The following is an 18,033-nucleotide window of genomic DNA, read 5'->3' on the forward strand; positions in this document are numbered from 1 at the left end:
GTCCATCCCGCATTATCCGGTCGAGTCGACCTAAGGAAGCACCATCGTGAAAATCAACTGGGCCGAAAGGCTGCGCGGGCAGGTACACGGGCTGGCCGAGTCGCTGGGCAATCTGTTTGTCGAAACCTTCCACTATCTGGCGCTGTTCGCCATTGGTGCGGTGACCGCGTGGGCAGCGGTGATGGAGTTTCTGGGGATGCTGGAGAACGGGCACATCAAGATCGATGACATCCTGCTGTTGTTCATCTACCTGGAACTGGGCGCGATGGTCGGGATTTATTTCAAGACCAATCACATGCCGGTACGCTTCCTGATCTACGTGGCGATCACCGCGCTGACGCGCCTGCTGATTTCCAACGTGTCGCACCACAACCCGCCGGACCTGGGCATCATCTACCTGTGTGGCGGCATTCTGTTGCTGGCGTTCGCGATTCTGGTAGTGCGCTACGCCTCGTCGGCCTTCCCGTCGATGAAGATCGAAGGCCCGCGTCGCAAAGGCGAGGCGAGCCTGGAAACCGAGAAGGGCGAGCTCTAGAGCCCGGCGCTGAAGGGCTGGTTACGAGGGGGCGGTGGCTGCAGTATGTTGTGGCTGTCGCCATCGGTCATCACCGCCAGGATATCCATGGCGCTGTGGCCCTGCTCGATGGCAATGCCGAACTGGATGCTCTGCACCAGGCGCTTGAGCCGTTTCGGGTCTTTGCGCTGTTCGGCGCTGATCATGCGTTTGGCCACCACGCCATCCTCGTTGGAGAGGGTGAGCATGATGCTGCCGTCCAGCCGCTGGATGCTCAGGTTGACGCGGTATTGGGGGCTGAAGGTGTCGGTGATGATCTGAAAAGGATTGTCCATGGTGCGTTACCGCCTGATAAGAACATGCAGTCATTGACGACCGGTGTCGGGATTGGTTCGCATTGCCTGACCACCGGTCACTCCGTCGCTGAGGGTTCACAAGGTCCGTTTTCCTCAATAGCTGTACAGCAAAGGGCGTGCCGTACAACGGTCCCTGTTACAAGGAGATGCAACTGTGGGAGGGGGCTTGCTCCCGATAGTGGTGTGTCAGCCAATGGATACTTGGTTGATGTACCGCTATCGGGAGCAAGTCCCCTCCCCACATGGGGTCGGTGGGGTGGGGGGACGGGTGACCTGTTTCAGGGCAGCGCCGATAAAACGGTCGCTTGCAGCGCACTCAGCACTCCACCCAGTTGACCGCCAGGCCGCCGCGCGAGGTTTCCTTGTATTTGTCGTGCATGTCGGCACCGGTGTCGCGCATGGTGCGAATCACCCGGTCCAGCGAGATGAAATGCTTGCCGTCTCCGCGCAAGGCCATTTGCGTGGCGTTGATGGCCTTGACCGCCGCGATGGCATTGCGCTCGATGCACGGCACTTGCACCAAGCCGCCGACCGGGTCGCAGGTGAGGCCGAGGTTGTGTTCCAGGCCGATTTCGGCGGCGTTTTCCAGTTGCTCGGGCGTGGCGCCGAGGATGTCGGCCAGGCCTGCGGCGGCCATGGCGCAGGCCGAGCCCACTTCGCCCTGGCAGCCGACTTCGGCACCGGAGATCGAGGCGTTTTTCTTGCACAGGATGCCGACGGCGGCGGCGGCCAGGAAGAAATTCACCACATCATCGTCAGACGCGTCGGGGTTGAACTTCATGTAGTAGTGCAGCACCGCCGGGATGATACCCGCCGCGCCATTGGTCGGCGCGGTGACCATGCGCCCGCCGGCGGCGTTTTCTTCGTTGACGGCGAGGGCGAACAGGTTGACCCACTCCATGGCCGATAACGTCGAGGTGATGACGTTGGGCTTGCCTATCTCCAGCAGGCTGCGATGCAGTTTTGCCGCACGGCGCGGCACATCCAGGCCGCCGGGCAGAATGCCCTCATCGCGCAGGCCCTGCTCCACGCACTCGCGCATCACCGACCAGATATGCAGCAGGCCGCTGCGGATCTGTTCGTCACTGCGCCAGGCGCGCTCGTTGGCCATCATCAATTCGGAAACCCGCAGGCCGTGTTTATTGCACAAAGCCAGCAGTTCAACGGCGCTGGAAAAGTCGTAGGGCAATTCAACATCGCTGGTCGGCGCAATACCCGAGTCCGCTTCAGCCGCGTCGATGATGAAGCCGCCGCCGACCGAGTAGTAGGTTTGTTCGCTCAACAGCCCGTTGTCACCGTAGGCGTGCAGGGACATGGCGTTGGGGTGGTAGGGCAGGCTTTCGTCCAGCAGCAGGAGGTCGGTGTGCCAGTCGAAGGCGATTGCCTGTTGGCCTGCCAGCAACAGCCGGCCGGACTCGCGCAATTGCTGGATACGCGGATTGATCGAAGTAGGATCGACCTGATCCGGCCATTCGCCCATCAGGCCCATGACGCAGGCGCGGTCGGTGGCATGACCTACGCCGGTGGCGGACAGCGAACCGTATAAGCGCACTTCGACGCGGCGTGTTGCGGCCAGCACCTGCTGGTCGATCAGCGCCTGGGCAAAGGTCGCCGCTGCCCGCATCGGGCCGACGGTATGGGAGCTGGAGGGACCGATGCCCACCTTGAATAGATCAAAAACACTGATAGCCATGCTAAACCCTTACAAGCAATGGAACAGAAATCGCTGCCATCTTTTGTGGGACGAGCGCAATTGGCGTGATACTGAGCGTGTGGATTGGTGCTGACCAACGAATTATCCTAAGAAACCCTTTAGCAGGACTAAACCCTATGCCACGTCCCCTTCATGGCCAGACCTATATGTGGCTGCACGTGTTTTCCTGCGCTGCGAGGCACTTGTCATTTACCCGCTGCGCAGAGGAGTTGCACATCACGCCAGGCGCAGTGAGCCAGCAAATTCGCCAGTTGGAGGAGCGCCTGGGCTTTCGGCTGTTTCATCGGCGGGCTCGGGGCGTGGAGCTCAGCGCTGAAGGGCAGCGGCTGGCCGCCACGGTGGGGGAGGCGTACGGCAGCATCGACGCCGAACTGCAGCGGCTGGATGCGGGCATGATCAGCGGTACCCTGCGGCTGCGCTCGATCCCGTCGTTTCTCGGCAAATGGCTGACGCCGCGCCTGCCACGGCTGCAGCAGCGTTTCCCCGACATCCAACTGCGTCTGGTTGCCGAAGACAGCAGCGTCGCCCTGCACGAAGGCGATTTCGACCTGGCCATCGACCTGAATGACGGCAGCTACCCCGGCCTGTTATCCACCGCCCTGCTGGATGAGCAGATTTTTCCGGTGTGCGCCCCCAGCCTGCTGCGTGGCCGCCCGCCGCTGCACGGGCCGGCGGACCTGGCGCACTTTCCGTTGCTGCACGACATTACCGCCTGGCGTGGAAGTTATGAGTACGCGGAGTGGGAGTTCTACCTGAATGAAATCGGCTATCACCACGCCGATGTGCGCCGGGGGCACACGTTCAACCGCAACCACCTGACCATCGAGGCCGCCATCGCCGGCATGGGCGTGGCCATTGCGCGGCGCACCTTGCTCAACGATGAGCTGGAACGCGGCACCTTGATCGTGCCATTCGGCCTGGCGGTGCCCAACCATAAACGCTATGTGCTGCTGTACGCGCCGGGGGCGCTGAATCATCCGGGCGTGCGCGCGGTGCATGATTGGCTGGTGGAGGAAGCAGGGAATTTTCGCGCATTGCACCCGTTGGCGGAGGGGCAATCATGAGGAAATGTGGTCGTAAGAAGATGTAACCAACTCCCCACCCTAACAGCGTTTCTGCTTGTCGTCAGGGTTAATTTGTAATGTAGGATTTATCTTTGAAAAGGGGTTGAATTGTTTCAGCGGGTGCTCAATTGTGTAAGCAGGAGGTCATGGTTTCACCACCCCGGTGTTGCAGTTTGTGATCTCTGGCGAGCTAGCTGAAATAAGGGAAGAACTATGCAAATCCAAGTCAATAGCGATAACCATATTGAAAGCAGCATCCGACTGGAGGAGTGGGTACGTACTACCATCGAAAGCACGCTCGAACGTTATGAAGAAGACCTGACCCGCGTTGAGGTTTACCTGCGCGATGAGAACGGCGACAAGCCCGGTCCCCACGATTTAAGTTGCCGCCTGGAAGCACGGCCAAAGGGCCATCAGCCGCTGTCGGTCCTGCACAAGGCCGATACCCTGGAACAGGCAATCGACGGTGCAGCCACCAAGCTCGATCACGCGCTGGAGCACTTGTTCGGCAAACTGCAAGGCAAGCCCCGCGCTGCCGCGAAAAACCAGCCGATCAATAAAGTGAATGAAGATGCGCTGGAACAGGAATTCCTGGAAAACGAAAACGCCGCGATCAACAGCTGACGGTTTTTTCACCCCCTGATAAAACGGGCCTGCAGATGCAGGCCCGTTTTCGTTCAAGCGTCGATCAGAACGCGATGGAGGTTTGCACGTACACCGTGCGCGGCTCGCCGACGTATTTGCCCTTGTTGTTATCGTCAAACGAGCGTGTGTAGTACTGCTTGTTGAAGATGTTCTTGACGCCCACCGCCACATTCAAATCCGACAGTTGCGGGCCGAAATCGTAGGCCGCGCGGCTGCTGAACAGCATGTAGCCGGGGATGCGCCCGTTGGCACCGTCGGCGCTTTCGGCGCGGGTGTTGGCGTTGTCGGCGAACTGGCTGCTCTGATAGCTGCTGTCCAGGTTGAGCTTCCAGTGGCCTTCGGTGTAGCCCACGCCCAGGGTGCCTTTGTGTTTGGACGAGAAGGGCACGCGGTTGCCCTTGTTCGGACCGTCTTCGCGGATGGTGGCGTCGACGTAGGCGTAGCTGGCGTACACATCAAAGCCGGCCAGCGCCGGGCTCAAGCCGTCGAGGGCGTAGTTGATGCTCGACTCGACGCCCTGATGACGCGTCTCGCCGCGAGCGATCACCGAATCGTTGGTCTGGTTGCTTTCGTACTGGTTGTCGAAGTTGATCAGGAACGCGCCGATTTCCGCGCGCAGGTTGCCGTTGTCATAGCGCGTACCCAGTTCCCAGGTGCGGGCCTTCTCCGGTTTCACTTCGCCGCTGCTCACGCGGTTGGGCATCTGGCTGTATTGCACGCTGCCGAACGAACCTTCGGTGTTGGCGTAGAGGTTCCACTCGTCGGTAAGGTGATAGAGCACGTTCAGCGCCGGCAGCGCGGTGTTGTAGTCGCCCTTGTACTTGACGTTGCTGAGGTTGTTGGTCTGCTGCGACTCGATCATCTCGTAGCGAATGCCCGGGGTGATGGTCCATTTGCCGATATCGATCCGGTCATCGATAAAGAACGCATTGGCTTCGGTGCCGCCACGGGTATCGCGGTCGTTGCGACTGTTGGTGGTGGGCATCTGCTGGTTGTTGGCCGAGATCGGCGTGCGGTAGCGCAGCTCATGACCGGCTTCGTTGATGTAGCGGTAGCCCACACCCACTTCATGGCTGGTGGGGCCGAGGTCGAAGCCCTGGGCGAAGCGGGTCTCGATACCGCGTACCCAGTATTCGCGCGGCGACAGGGAAAGGAAGCTGCCCTGGTCCAGGTAACCGCTGCGCAGGGTCTTGGTGAAGAAGCTGTTGATGGTGAATTCGCGGCGGTCCTGCTCGTAGCGGTAGCCGACGTTGAACATCGTGCGGCGACCCCAGAATTTGTCGTAGGCGCGGGTGGACTGGTACGGATCGGCCTTGTAGTCGGCCACGTTCAGACCGCCGGGCATGTCGGCCTGGCCTTCGTAGTACTGCGCCATGGCGTTGAAGCTGTTGGCATCGTCCAGTTGGTATTTACCCTTGAGGATCAGGTCGTCGATACGCGTGTCGCTGTTTTCGCGCCAGTCGCCGCCGCGGGTGCCCGAATACAACAGGGCGCCACCCAGGCCGTTGTCGGCGGTGCCGCCAGCAAGCAGGTTGCCGGTGGTCTTGAAGCCGTCGTGGCTGGAGGACGGGCTGGTTTCGGTCTGCAGGCCGCCCTTGACGGTGGGCGCATCCGGGATCGCGCGGGTCACGAAGTTGACCACGCCGCCCACGTTCTGCGGGCCGTAACGCACTGCACCACCGCCGCGCACCACGTCGACGGCGTCCATGTTGCCCATGCTGATCGGCGCGAACGACAGCTGCGGCTGGCCATAGGGCGCGAACGGCACCGGAATACCGTCCATCAGCACGGTGGAGCGCGATGCCAGGCGTGGGTTGAGGCCGCGAATGCCGAAGTTCAGCGCCATGTCATGACTGCCGGTGCCGTTGTTGTCCGGGGCGTTGACGCCGGGGATGCGGTTGAGCACGTCCTTGGCCTGAGTGGCGCCCTGGCGTTCGAATTCCTCGCGGCGGATCACATCGCGGGCGCCGGGGTGTTCGAAGACGTTGGTCTGCGCAGCATCGCCGAGCCAGTCGCCGACCACGCTGGAGGTGGCCAGCTCCAGCGTGGCCGGGGCGTCTGCCGGTTGCAGGCTGAAGGCGTTGTTGCCCTCAGCGCGGGCTTGCAGGCCGGTGCCTTCCAGCAGTTTCTGCAGGCCTTCGGCGGCGCTGTAATTGCCCGACAATCCACGGCTCTGCATGCCGGCCGTCACTTGGGAACCGAAGGAAAGCAGCACGCCGGCTTCGCGGCCAAACTGGTTCAGGGCTGTTTCCAGCGAGCTGGGGGCGATGTGATAAGGCTTGGCATCGGCCGCCATGACGGGCGGCAGCAGGGTGAAACTGAGGCTGGCGCCCAGTAACAAGTGGCGCAGGGTGCGGGCGAGCAGGGAGGGTTGCTGGGGCATGGGACGCGGTCCTGAGAAGACGGATCAAGGGGGCTTTCCTTCTCTGTCACGCGAGGTATGGAAAACGGCTCACTCGGTAGAAAAGTATTTTCAGGCGCGCGCCTGCACGGTGACCCAATAGCGGGTAAACCGCCGCACTTTTACCGGCAGGCTGACTTCCAGCAGGTCGAGAATGCGCTCGCTGTCGTCCAGCGGGTAACTACCGGAGATCAGCAAGTTGGCCACCTGCGGGTCGCAATGGAGCTGGCCGCGCCGGTAGCGGCCCAGCTCGGCGAGGAAATCCTCCAGGCGCATGTGCGCGGCCATCAGCATGCCGTCGGCCCAGGCGCCGCTGTTGGCGTCGGTGGGCCGTGGCGTGTCCCAACCCTTGCGGGTGAAATTGACCTGCCGCGCGGCGTCCACTGTCAACGGCAGGCCGCTGTAGCGGTTGGGCATCACCTCGACATGGCCGTCGAAGACCGCCAGTTGCGTATGGTCATTGAACTGACGCACGTTCAACCGCGCTGCCGGGCTGCTGAGCAGGCCCTGGCCGGTCAGTACGCGCAGCGGTGTGTCGTCGGCGCGGACGGTCAGCAGGATTTCCCCCTCGAGTAGGCGGATCAGCCGCTGTTGACCATCGAAGTGCACGTCCACTGCACTGCCGGTGTTGAGTTTGAGCTGACTGCCGTCCGCCAGTTGCACCGTGCGGCGCTGACCCACCGGGCTGCGGTAATCGGCGCTCAGCGGCGGCAGCATATGTTGCTGGCGCAGGCCCCAGGCCGCCGCCGAGCCGGCGCCGAGGATCAACAGCAATTTAAGCGCCTGACGCCGGCTGCTGGATGTGGGCGCGTTCAACGCCGCGTGTGCCAGAGGCGAAGGCATGCCGCGCAGACGCTGGTTGACACGCTGGATGTGGTCCCAGGCGCGCTGGTGTTCGTTGTGGGCATTCAGCCACTGTTGCCAGGCTGCCTGCTGGCGCGGGTTGAGCGCGCCTTGCTGCATTTCCATCAGCCAGTGCACGGCTTGTTCGGCCACCTGGGTCGAGAAATTCATAGGGCAAAGTAGCAGCGCATGGCCGCTTTGTTCAGGTGGCGTTTGACGGTGGCGAGGGAGATACCCAGTTCGGCGCCGATCTGCGCGTAGGTCAGGCCATCGAGCTGGGCCAGCAGGAATGCACGTTTGACGGGCGTTGGCAGGCCGTCCAGCAACTGGTCAAGTTCCAGCAGGGTTTGCAGGATGATCGCGCGTTCTTCTTCCGACGGCGCGACCTGTTCCGGCATCTGCGCGAGGGCGTCAAGATAGGCGCGCTCCAGGTCCTGGCGGCGGTAGAAGTTGAACAACACCCGCTTGGCGACGGTGGTGAGGAACGCGCGGGGCTCGATCAGTGTGGGTGTTGGCGGCGCGGTGAGCACGCGCATGAAGGTGTCCTGCGCCAGGTCTGCAGCACTTTCCGGGCAGCCGAGCTTGCGTCGCAACCAGCCGTTGAGCCAATGGTGATGGTCCTGATACAAGACTTCGACGGTGGTGGACGGGCTCAACGCAAACACTCCGCAAGCATGAGCAAGCTTTAGAGAACAAGAATTGTTCGCATTGTAGGGCGCGCGAGTGGGTTCGGCAATGCGCCAGAGCAGGTGATTCATCCGTTCGGTTTTGCTTATGAGAATATTTATCATTAATATCGCCAGCTGAATAATCTGGCGCCGCCGCAATGAAAAGCAAAACCACACTGCCCGTCTCCTACCGCCTCGCCGTCACCTCACGCGTGCTGGCGGCCGTGGTCGGCGGCTACCTGATGGCGTCTCTGGCCGCTGTTTGCCTGGCGCTGTGGCTGCCGACGTCACGTGCCGATGCGGTGGTGACCGGCATGATGAGCTCATTCGTGTTCTACCTGCTCGCGGTGCTCTGGTGCTTTGCCTGCCGCAGCGCCTGGCGGGCCTGGTTTGGCGTGATGCTGCCGACGGCGGCGTTTGCCACCCTGGCGGGCGTGGGTTTGTGGATGGTGCGCACATGAAAGAGGGCTTTCGTCAGGCCATGGCATGGTTGCACACCTGGGCCGGACTGATCTTTGGCTGGCTGTTGTTTGCGATTTTTCTGACAGGCACCCTGGCCTATTTCAAGGACGAGATTACCCACTGGATGCAGCCCGAGGTGCAGGCGCATCCGCTGGATGATGCGCGCAGCCTCACCGTCGCCCAGGCCTACCTGCAGCAGCAGGCGCCCGACGCCGCACGCTGGTTCATCACCTTGCCCAACAGCCGCGATCCCGGCCTGTCGGTGATGTGGCAAGACAAGCTCGACCCCGGCAAGCGCGGCAATTTCGTCCAGAAGGTCGTTGACCCGGTCAGCGGCCAGGCCGTTCAAGCCCGCGACAGCAAAGGCGGCGAGTTCTTCTACCGTTTCCATTTCCAGCTGCAAATGCCTTATCCATGGGGCCGCTGGCTGTCGACCCTCGCGGCCATGGTGATGTTCGTGGCGCTGATCACCGGCATCATCACCCACAAGAAAATCTTTAAGGACTTCTTCACCTTCCGCCCGCGCAAGGGCCAGCGTTCGTGGCTTGACGGGCATAACGCGGTGGGAGTGCTGGTGCTGCCATTCCACTTGATGATCACCTACAGCAGCCTGGTGATCTTCATGAGCATGGTCATGCCGGCGCCCATCATGGCGTCCTACGGCGACGACAGCCGCGCGTTCTTCAGCGAGCTGTTCCCCGCCACCGACAACGCGCCGGCCCTCGGGCAGCCGGCGCCGTTGCAGTCGCTGGTGCCGATGTACACGCAGGCTCGCGCGCAATGGGCGGGCGGGCAGGTCGGCCGGCTGGCGGTGAACAACCCGGGCGATGTGAACGCGTCGGTGAACATATTCCGCTCAGGCTCCGACCGTGTGGCGCAGGATTTTGGCAGCGTGGTGTCGTTTAACGGCGCCACGGGTGAGTTGCTGCGGGTGGGCGGCGGGCAGTCGTTGCCGACGCTGGTCAGCGGCACGTTCTATGGCCTGCACATCGGCCATTTCGCTGGCCCGATGCTGCGCTGGCTGTACTTCATCTGTGGCCTGGCCGGCACGGCGATGATCGGCACCGGGCTGGTGATGTGGCTGGGCAAGCGCCAGCTCAAGCACGCCAGGACCGGCGTCATGCCGTTTGAATTGCGACTGGTGGAGATGCTGAACATCGCCAGCATGTCCGGGCTGTTGATCGCCATCGGCGCATTCTTCTGGGCCAACCGCCTGTTGCCGGCGAGCTTTGCCGAGCGTTCCGACCGGGAGGTGCAGGCGTTCTTTATTGCCTGGGGCCTCAGTCTGTTGCATGCCGCGCTGCGCCGCGGGCGCCAGGGCTGGGTCGAGCAACTGAGCTGCGCTGCGCTGTTGTTTGCGGCCGTGCCGCTGTTGAACGCCTTCACCACCGATCAGCACTTGGGTGTGTCACTGGCCAGGGGCGACTGGGCCATGGCCGGCTTCGACCTGACATGCCTGGGCAGCGGAGCCTTCCTGGCCTGGGCTGCGTGGAAGATGCGGCACCGCACGGCGCCTCGGCCCAAGGCCGAACGCGCCCATCGGCTTAACCTCAAGCAGGAGGCTCACTGACATGCTGCTCGCGTTGCTGTTGTGCTACGCCGGATTCACTGCGCTGTGCCTGTCCACCGACCGGCACCACGGCGAGCTGCTGCACAGCAAGCCAACGCCACGGCGCCGTGTCGGTTTGCGCGTGAGCGGCTGGCTGCTGTTGCCCGGCTCGATCTGGCCGGCCGTCGCCGCTGCCGGCTGGAGCCAGGGCCTGGTGGAGTGGTGCGCGGTGCTGATGCTCAGCGCACTGCTGCTGGTGCTGCTGTTGCCGTACTGGCCAAGGCTGGCCTTGAGCCTGGCGGGTGCCGGGTTGTTGGCCAGCCCCGTTGCGGCGTTTGTGACCCTCTGAGCCCACGCCATGATCATCAGCACGCCACCGGATTCCGAAGACAGCCCGCCCGTTGATGCGATGTGCGGCCGTGCGTATTTTCTGCAGGTGTTTTTGTCCCAGCGTTCGCAGATGGAAGCCCTGGTGAGCCGGCGCGTCGGTTGCCGCGCGACAGCGGCCGACCTGGTGCAGGATTTATTCCTGCGCTTCTGGCGCCGGCCGCTGGTGCAGGTCGAAGAACTCAGCACCTACCTGCTGCGCTGCGCCGGCAATATCGCCATTGACCACCTGCGCAGCGAAGGCGCCCGTGTGCGCAGCCGTGAAGGCTGGCTGCCGGAGCAACAGGACAATCACGGCGCCGAACCCCAGGCCGCGCTGGAGGCGGGCAACGACCTGCGCCACGTCGAAGCCGCCCTGCGCAGCCTGCCGGAGCGCACCCGGCAGATTTTCCTGCTCAATCGCATCCACGGGCGCAAATACGCGCAGATCGCCAAGGCCATGGGGCTGTCCCAAAGTGCCGTGGAAAAACATATGATGCGCGCCCTCGAAGCCTGCAAGGCCAGTCTTCGCGAGCCACCGCCTCCACGCACGCCAGGGAAAGCACCGTGAACGTCACCCCGACGCCCGCCCAGGAAAGGGCTGCACTCGAATGGCTTGGCCGGTTGCATGACCAGCCCGGCAGTGGCGATCAGGCTCTTTTCACCCGCTGGCTGCGTGCTGACCCTGCCCATGTCCAGGCCTATTCCCAGGCCCAGGTGCTGTGGGAACTGAGCGAAGCGCCGGCGCGAACATTGGCCAGCGAAGAAGCGTTGGTGTTACAGGGCTACCTGAACGCGATGAATACTTCGAAGCGCTCGCGGCGGGTGCGCCGGTTCGGTGCGCTGGCCGTGGCCGCCTGTTTGTGGATGATGGTGTCGCTGGGCGTCGGCTGGCAGCCGTCGCATTGGATCGACGACATCGGCGCTGATTACGTGACCGCGCCGGGAGAGGTAAAGACCTTCACGCTGGCCGACCACTCGAGGGTCACGCTGGATGCCGACAGCGCGATTGCCGTCGATTTCAACCACGGCGAACGGCTCATCCAGCTGCGTCGCGGTGCCGGGTTTTTCAGCGTGACCCACACCGGCGAACCCTTCGTGGTGGAGGCAGGCAGTGGTGAAGCGCGGGTGCTGGGCACGCAGTTCGCAGTGCGCCTGCAACCGACCGGTGCCGAGGTGACAGTGTTGTCAGGCCGGGTGGGTGTTGCCGCATCACAGCTCGGCTCACAGCAAATTCTCACCGCAGGCCAGCAAATGGCCTACGCCGATGGTATCGCCCAGCCCCTGCTGACGGTCGACAGCGAAGCGCGCCTGGCCTGGCGCGATGGTTGGCTCAATTACTACAAGACGCCGCTGGCCGATGTCATCAAGGACCTGGGCCGTTATTACCCTGGACGCATCCTGTTGCTGGATGACGCGATGGGTGCCCGGCGAGTGAGTGGCAGCTTCCCAAGCAAGGACCCGCAGGCTGTGTTGAATGCGCTGCAAACTGTGCTGGGGTTTGAACAGCACAATCTCCTGGGAAAAGTGATTATCGTGCGTTGAGTGCTACAACAAAAACACACTCAATGACACTGTCAACCTCTCCAGTTCGCAACGATTAAATGATATTTTCGTTATGGTATTTATTACCAATCAATATCGTCGCCTGTTAATTATGACAGTAGAAGGCTTTTTGTTTGTGCGTTTTCATGGGCTGAAGGTTTCTTCAGCCCCTATTGAAGGTGCACGTCATGAAGCACTTGTTGAACTTGCCTGTTATTGTTTGTGTGTTGTGTTTTGGCAGCTCCGCGCATGCGAAATATTTGACGCATGACGAAACCGGCGCAGCGACCGCATCGGAGATTGTCGCGGCTTATAATAATACCGCTGTCGATTGTGGATCAGAGAAGCGCCCGTCCATCCTGTGTTCCGGCGTCACCATTCGCGGCACCATTTATTCGTCGGCGTTCAGATTCTGGAATCCTGGGCCGGCCTCTAAAGAAGCAACGTCTTTTTCCTGGCTGCGCAAAGATGCAAAGTTTCGCCAATTGGCCTCGGACCATCGTCATGGCTACTTGATGCGGCCGATCGTCACGGCTCCCGATGATTATATTCAGCTTCAGGTGCTTTGCGCATTTCCCATGGATGCGGGCACGCACATGCGGGCGCAGGCGGGTTGTGGAGACTTTATCAAAACGGCAGAAATAGAACGTAGTTGTCAGGAGTTGGGTATTACAACGGCTGCGGCGTGGCGTGACGACTACATGTTGAATAAACGATCAAAGCATCGCCAATGTGGTTTTGATCTCAGGCCGGCCACCGAGCCTGCTGGCGCCAATGCGTTCATGCAGTTTGTAAAAGCCCATGCGTTTGAAGAAGTATTAAGTGAGCATTTCGCTGCGATTCTTTTCAGTAACAATGAGGTGCGGATCGCCTCCTGGCCGCAAAGCGATGGGAGTCGTCTACCCATCTGGGCACTTTTCTGGATCAGTAATAATACGGTGACCGGCGCCGCCTCCGACGCAGGCAAGGTTGATGCGCAGAGAGACCAGATCGCTCTCTACGAAGACTCCGGGCATTTCCTGCCCATTATCCGAATGACGCTTCCGATGACCCCGGCTCAGGAGGCGACCTTCTCCTATAACCCGGCAGACCAGGCTCGATTGGACACCGTGCTGTGCCGTCGATTTATAGACAAGGCTCAATGGGTAAACCGATATGACCCCGGTGCGAAGGCTGATCGCTGGACATTGCAACTAACGCCAACGGATTGCGGCAGGCTGAGTCAAGCCAATCAGCTGGACAAGTTCTACGCCGAAGTAGTGGCCAAGTACGGACGTGATAATCAGTGGCTTGCCGAGAATAAAGGCGGCGTTCGGCGTCAACTGGCGTGCTTGCTGACAACTTATCGAAATAACACTACTTATAATCTTGAACCGTTCAGACCCAATGTGTCGCATGAGGCTGCGGTGGCTGCCCAATGTAATCCTGTATAGGACTCAATAATTTTTACCCTTGCTGTATGTGTTTTATTAATCGAGCTGCAAGAGGTTATTATGAAAACCAAACGGATAAGTGTTGCTATTTTTTCGAGCGCTGTTGTAACGGTTGCGTGGTCCGGACTTATAATGGCGGATGCCGCCGGTGATGCGATAGGGCAAAAAGTCGCGGCTGATTTGCGGACTCGCTATCATGACACCCGAATGTCTTGTGCTCGATATTCCGCACCTGGATTCACCTGCAATGGTGTTATTTTTAGAGCTACCATACCTTCTCCTGATTATAAGTTTTGGGATCCCAGTCCAAAAGCCAAGGCCAGTGGAGGGTGGTCATATTCCTATCTTCGGCGGGATGCCAAGTTTAAACGGCTGGTGCGCGACGAGAATAATGGCAATATTATTTTTCCTCCATTGTTGACGCCGCCGGATAAAACGCCGGTACACGTACTCTGTGCATTTCCCGAGGATGGCGGTACTGACACACGCGACAGGCAAGGTTGTGGCGTCAGTACCAGCGCAACTTCCGACAGCCGGATTTGTCACGAGCAAGGTATCGTGAACGCGAACCAGTGGCTCGCCAAACACAAGAAAGACCGTCTCAGTAATGTGAACCAGTGCGCCTTTAACGTGCGTGATGACGCAAATGAAAAAGGCACCCAGTCCTTCGAAGCTTTTATTGAGGCGACCGGCAAGGATTCGGATACCTTCGATCAGCAGAATGAATTCCGCCTCGCCACCTGGGATTCGACCAAGCCCGAGACCCTGCCTATCCAGGCATTGTTTTACCTGAAGGATGGCCTGGCCGATGCGCAGTTTGATCAAAATGATTACAGGGGCGCTACCGGAACCTGTCTGCCGATCATCAAGATGACGTTGCCACAGTCTTTATCCCAGGACGCCACATTCGACTATCTGCCGGGTGATCAGAAGTGCTCTTCCACACCTGCTGCCGAGTACATTCAGTCGGCCGAATGGGTCAAAAGGCACGACCCAGGCACCGGCAAGGATGAGTGGAGTCTGTCAATCACGCCAACGCAATTAGGCAAGGACGCCAGGGCAGACAGAACCGACGCCGTATTGGCGGAACTGCAGAGAAAATTCGGCAATGACCCGCAGTGGAAAAATAACGACGGTGGCGGGATGCGCCGGCAGTTGGTCTGTCATTACGTGATCGCCCGCGATAAATCGCCGTGGAATCTCGAGCCTTACCGAAAAGATACGTCAGAGGCCGCAGCGGAGGCGGCAGGCTGCAATCCTTAAGATGCAGGCCTTGGGCATCTCACAGATGCCCAAGGCTTTCACTCCAACGCCGCCATTATCGCGTCCGGGTTGTAATCCCGAATCAACGTCCCGTTCACATCCACAAACGGAATGCCGCCGCCGCCCAGCGCTTCGTACGCCGTGCGGGCCTGGGCGTCCTTCTCTATATCGAAGGCCTGGTACGCAATGCCTTTCTTGTCCAGGAAGCGGCGGATCTGCTTGCAGTAGCCACACCATTGCGTGGAATAAAGCACCACGCGCGCCGACGTGCGTACCTGCTCCGACACCACCTGCGACGGGTTGAACAGCCGCTCGATCTTGCCCCAGTTCTGGATCACCACCACGACCAGCAACACCAGCAGGACTTTTTTAAAGACCCCGCCGAGCATCAGTTGCGGCGCTTGAGCTGGTCGGTCAGTTGGGTCGGCAAGCCCTTGATGATCAGCGTGCCTGCGGCTTCGTCGTACTCGATCTTGTCGCCCAGCAGGTGCGCTTCAAAGCTGATCGAGAGGCCTTCGGCGCGGCCGGTGAAGCGGCGGAACTGGTTAAGGGTGCGCTTATCGGCCGGAATCTCCGGCGACAGGCCGTAATCCTTGTTGCGGATGTGGTCGTAGAACGCCTTGGGCCTATCCTCGTCGATCAGGCCCGACAGTTCTTCCAGGCCCATGGGCTCGCCAAGCTTGGCCTGGCTGCTGGCGTAGTCCACCAGGGTCTTGGTCTTTTCGCGGGCGGACTCGTCCGGCAGGTCTTCGCTCTCAACGAAGTCGCTGAACGCCTTGAGCAGGGTGCGGGTTTCGCCGGGGCCGTCGACGCCTTCCTGGCAGCCAATGAAGTCGCGGAAGTATTCCGAGACCTTCTTGCCGTTCTTGCCCTTGATGAACGAGATGTACTGCCTGGACTGTTTGTTGTTCTGCCACTCGGACACGTTGATGCGCGCCGCCAGGTGCAACTGGCCAAGGTCCAGATGGCGCGACGGGGTTACGTCCAGCTCGTCGGTCACCGCCACGCCTTCGCTGTGGTGGAGCAGGGCGATCGCCAGGTAGTCGGTCATGCCCTGTTGGTAGTGGGCAAACAGCACATGGCCGCCGGTGGAGAGGTTGGACTCTTCCATCAGCTTTTGCAGATGCTCGACCGCTGTGCGGCTGAAGGTGGTGAAATCCTGGCCGCCGTCGAAATACTCTTTCAACCAGCCGCTGAACGGATGCGCGCCGGACTCGGCATGGAAAAACCCCCAGGCCTTGCCCTGCTTGGCGTTGTAGCTCTCGTTGAGGTCGGCCAGCATGTTCTCGATGGCGGCCGATTCGGACAGCTCCGAGTCGCGCGCGTGAAGAACTGCAGGTGTGCCGTCGGGTTTTTTGTCGATCAGGTGGACGATGCAATGACGGATCGGCATAGGCTTCTCGGCTGGTTGAGGGGGAGCGGTGGGCCTCCCCAAAAAGTCGTCCAGTGTACCGCACCCATTGGTCGGGGGGCGCCTGGAAGGTGTTTTGCGCGCTCGCTTACGGGCCATATGCCTTTTTTTCACGGTTTAGAGCGATAAAGCTGACCAAATGGGTAGGTAGAGGCGGATATTTCCCCGTCTCTGTGCTAGTTTTGCCCGGTCTTGCGCCAAGTCTCGGCGTTAAGCGTGCATTCAGCATCTGTCAGGTCGAACCAATCCCTGTTTAGAGCATCTATAACCCCGATCTCCGACGGTTATAAGCCAGGGGTGCCAGGCCTAGATGGCAGGGCTCGATGGCTGACACTGCACTCTGCAATCCATATGAATTTGATAGGGAAGGAACACCACAATGGCTATTACTAAAGACCAACTGATCGCTGACCTGGCTGAAGCAGTAGACGCACCGAAAACCACCGTGCGCGCTCTGCTGGACCAACTGAGCCAGGTTGTTGCCGATCAGCTGGAAAACGGCGGCGAAATCACTCTGCCAGGCGTTGGCAAACTGAAAGTGACCGAGCGTCCTGCCCGTACTGGCCGTAACCCTTCGACTGGCGCTGCCATCGAAATCGCTGCCAAAAAAGTTATCAAGCTGGTTGTGGCCAAAGGCCTGACCGACGCTGTTAACAAGTAAGACGCAGCAAAAAAAACCGTGCTCCGGAGCGATCCGGGCACGGTTTTTTGTTGGCTGCGATTCAGTCCTAGCGCACCCAGCGCTGGCGCCACAGCTGCTGTTCGTTTTTGGTCTGGAAAGTCCAGGCCACGAACCGGCTCTGCTTTTGCCCCTGTGACATTTCCACCACCTGGCTCTCCAGCACGCCGGCTTTTTTCAGGGCGGTTTCGATGGCCGGCAGGTTGGAGGCTTTTGACACCAGGGTGCTGAACCACAGCACCTTGTGCGCAAAATGCGCGCTCTCGGCGATCAACTGCGTCACGAAGCGCGCTTCGCCGCCTTCACACCACAGCTCGGCCGACTGACCACCGAAGTTCAGCACCGGCAGCTTGCGCTTCGGATCGGCCCTGCCCAGGGCACGCCATTTGCGTTCACTGCCCTTGGTGGCTTCATCCATGGACGCGTGGAACGGCGGGTTGCACATGGTCAGGTCAAAACGCTCGCCCGGCTCCAGCAGGCCCAGCAGGATCTGCTTCGGGTTGGGTTGCAGGCGCAACTGGATAACCTTGCTCAGGTCGTTGGACTGCACGATGGCCTTGGCCGCTGCGACGGCGGTAGGGTCCACCTCGGAGCCAAGGAAGTTCCAGCGGTATTCCATATAGCCAATCAGCGGGTAGACGCAGTTGGCGCCCATGCCGATATCCAGCACCTTGACGATTGAACCACGCGGGATCTTGCCTTCATTGCCGCTGGCCAGCAGGTCGGCGAGGAAGTGCACGTAGTCGGCGCGCCCCGGCACCGGCGGGCACAGGTAGTCGGCCGGTATATCCCAATGCTGGATGCCATAGAACGACTTGAGCAACGCCCGATTGAAAACGCGCACCGCGTCGGGGCTGGCGAAGTCGATGCTTTCCTTGCCATACGGGTTGATGATCACGAATTGCGCCAGTTCCGGCGTGGTCTTGATCAACGCCGGGAAGTCGTAACGGCCCGTGTGGCGGTTGCGCGGGTGCAGGGTAGCCTCTTTGCGCGGTGCGACGGGCTTGGCCGTGGCGGCGGTTTTGGGCTTCTTGCGCGGAGGTTTGGGCGTAGTGGGGGCGGTCATGTTGATTCTGGTGTTGGCTCAAAGTGGTGGGCATTGTCACACATTCCCCCTGTC

At 60.6% G+C, this 18,033-nt stretch carries 19 protein-coding genes; 11 read left to right on the plus strand and 8 right to left on the minus strand.

Features of this window, described 5'->3' with window-relative positions; all coding sequences use genetic code 11:
• Positions 1–46: 46 nt before the first annotated feature.
• Complete coding sequence (locus LUB09_RS15975; protein WP_231423025.1) at positions 47–535, plus strand: phosphate-starvation-inducible protein PsiE; 489 nt, start codon at positions 47–49, stop codon at positions 533–535.
• On the opposite strand, the gene LUB09_RS15980 is transcribed toward LUB09_RS15975, so the two are convergent.
• Together LUB09_RS15980 and LUB09_RS15985 are read right to left on the minus strand one after the other, a co-directional pair.
• Positions 532–849 (minus strand): DUF3509 domain-containing protein, encoded by a 318-nt coding sequence (locus LUB09_RS15980; protein WP_209988997.1) that lies wholly within the window; start codon positions 847–849, stop codon positions 532–534. The genes LUB09_RS15975 and LUB09_RS15980 overlap by 4 nt on opposite strands.
• A gap of 337 nt (positions 850–1,186) precedes the next feature.
• The gene (locus LUB09_RS15985) at positions 1,187–2,563 is read right to left on the minus strand and encodes an L-serine ammonia-lyase (protein WP_231423026.1); all 1,377 of its coding nucleotides are present in this window, start codon (positions 2,561–2,563) and stop codon (positions 1,187–1,189) included.
• 137 nt (positions 2,564–2,700) lie between these two features.
• Between LUB09_RS15985 and LUB09_RS15990 the strand changes: the two genes are divergently transcribed.
• Entirely contained in the window at positions 2,701–3,648 is a 948-nt protein-coding gene (locus LUB09_RS15990) for a LysR substrate-binding domain-containing protein (protein ID WP_231423027.1), read from the plus strand.
• A gap of 213 nt (positions 3,649–3,861) precedes the next feature.
• Entirely contained in the window at positions 3,862–4,272 is a 411-nt protein-coding gene (locus tag LUB09_RS15995; protein ID WP_057006756.1) for an HPF/RaiA family ribosome-associated protein, read from the plus strand.
• A gap of 64 nt (positions 4,273–4,336) precedes the next feature.
• Here LUB09_RS15995 and fecA read toward each other — a convergent pair whose 3' ends face one another.
• The 3 genes from fecA to LUB09_RS16010 form a co-directional block, all read right to left on the minus strand.
• Positions 4,337–6,676 (minus strand): TonB-dependent Fe(3+) dicitrate receptor FecA, encoded by a 2,340-nt coding sequence (gene fecA, locus LUB09_RS16000; protein ID WP_209989005.1) that lies wholly within the window; start codon positions 6,674–6,676, stop codon positions 4,337–4,339.
• Between the two features lie 90 nt (positions 6,677–6,766).
• Positions 6,767–7,708 carry a FecR domain-containing protein gene (locus LUB09_RS16005; RefSeq protein WP_231423028.1) on the minus strand — a complete coding sequence of 314 codons (942 nt, stop codon included), beginning with the start codon at positions 7,706–7,708 and terminating at the stop codon, positions 6,767–6,769.
• Positions 7,705–8,193: a sigma-70 family RNA polymerase sigma factor gene (locus LUB09_RS16010; protein WP_209989011.1), complete on the minus strand. Its 489-nt coding sequence runs from the start codon at positions 8,191–8,193 to the stop codon at positions 7,705–7,707. The genes LUB09_RS16005 and LUB09_RS16010 overlap by 4 nt, the downstream gene beginning before the upstream one ends.
• A gap of 170 nt (positions 8,194–8,363) precedes the next feature.
• On the opposite strand from LUB09_RS16010, the gene LUB09_RS16015 reads away from it, so the two are divergent.
• The 7 genes from LUB09_RS16015 (at position 8,364) to LUB09_RS16045 (ending at position 14,823) form a co-directional block, all read left to right on the plus strand.
• Positions 8,364–8,666 (plus strand): DUF3649 domain-containing protein, encoded by a 303-nt coding sequence (locus tag LUB09_RS16015; RefSeq protein ID WP_209989015.1) that lies wholly within the window; start codon positions 8,364–8,366, stop codon positions 8,664–8,666.
• Entirely contained in the window at positions 8,663–10,237 is a 1,575-nt protein-coding gene (locus LUB09_RS16020; protein WP_231423029.1) for a PepSY-associated TM helix domain-containing protein, read from the plus strand. The genes LUB09_RS16015 and LUB09_RS16020 overlap by 4 nt, the downstream gene beginning before the upstream one ends.
• 1 nt (position 10,238) lies before the next feature.
• Positions 10,239–10,565 (plus strand): DUF3325 domain-containing protein, encoded by a 327-nt coding sequence (locus tag LUB09_RS16025; protein WP_231423030.1) that lies wholly within the window; start codon positions 10,239–10,241, stop codon positions 10,563–10,565.
• A 9-nt stretch (positions 10,566–10,574) separates the two neighbouring features.
• Complete coding sequence (locus tag LUB09_RS16030; RefSeq protein WP_231423031.1) at positions 10,575–11,153, plus strand: RNA polymerase sigma factor; 579 nt, start codon at positions 10,575–10,577, stop codon at positions 11,151–11,153.
• Entirely contained in the window at positions 11,150–12,127 is a 978-nt protein-coding gene (locus LUB09_RS16035; protein ID WP_231423032.1) for a FecR family protein, read from the plus strand. The genes LUB09_RS16030 and LUB09_RS16035 overlap by 4 nt, the downstream gene beginning before the upstream one ends.
• Before the next feature lie 188 nt (positions 12,128–12,315).
• The gene (locus LUB09_RS16040) at positions 12,316–13,560 is read left to right on the plus strand and encodes a DUF2599 domain-containing protein (RefSeq protein WP_209989029.1); all 1,245 of its coding nucleotides are present in this window, start codon (positions 12,316–12,318) and stop codon (positions 13,558–13,560) included.
• A gap of 60 nt (positions 13,561–13,620) precedes the next feature.
• Positions 13,621–14,823, plus strand: a complete 1,203-nt coding sequence (locus LUB09_RS16045) for a DUF2599 domain-containing protein (RefSeq protein WP_231423033.1) — start codon at positions 13,621–13,623, stop codon at positions 14,821–14,823.
• A 38-nt stretch (positions 14,824–14,861) separates the two neighbouring features.
• Here LUB09_RS16045 and LUB09_RS16050 read toward each other — a convergent pair whose 3' ends face one another.
• Both LUB09_RS16050 and yejK read right to left on the minus strand, forming a co-directional pair.
• Complete coding sequence (locus LUB09_RS16050) at positions 14,862–15,212, minus strand: glutaredoxin family protein (RefSeq protein WP_209989034.1); 351 nt, start codon at positions 15,210–15,212, stop codon at positions 14,862–14,864.
• Positions 15,212–16,216, minus strand: coding sequence for a nucleoid-associated protein YejK (yejK, locus tag LUB09_RS16055; RefSeq protein ID WP_231423034.1), 1,005 nt, complete (start codon positions 16,214–16,216; stop codon positions 15,212–15,214). Before yejK ends, LUB09_RS16050 begins: the two co-directional genes overlap by 1 nt.
• A gap of 397 nt (positions 16,217–16,613) precedes the next feature.
• Here yejK and LUB09_RS16060 point away from each other — a divergent pair, with 397 nt between their 5' ends.
• Positions 16,614–16,895, plus strand: coding sequence for an HU family DNA-binding protein (locus LUB09_RS16060; RefSeq protein ID WP_003188840.1), 282 nt, complete (start codon positions 16,614–16,616; stop codon positions 16,893–16,895).
• 67 nt (positions 16,896–16,962) lie between these two features.
• Here LUB09_RS16060 and rlmF read toward each other — a convergent pair whose 3' ends face one another.
• The gene (gene rlmF / locus LUB09_RS16065) at positions 16,963–17,979 is read right to left on the minus strand and encodes a 23S rRNA (adenine(1618)-N(6))-methyltransferase RlmF (RefSeq protein WP_209989037.1); all 1,017 of its coding nucleotides are present in this window, start codon (positions 17,977–17,979) and stop codon (positions 16,963–16,965) included.
• Positions 17,980–18,033: the final 54 nt, after the last annotated feature.

Source organism: Pseudomonas sp. Leaf59, assembly GCF_920984685.1.
Classification (GTDB): domain Bacteria; phylum Pseudomonadota; class Gammaproteobacteria; order Pseudomonadales; family Pseudomonadaceae; genus Aquipseudomonas.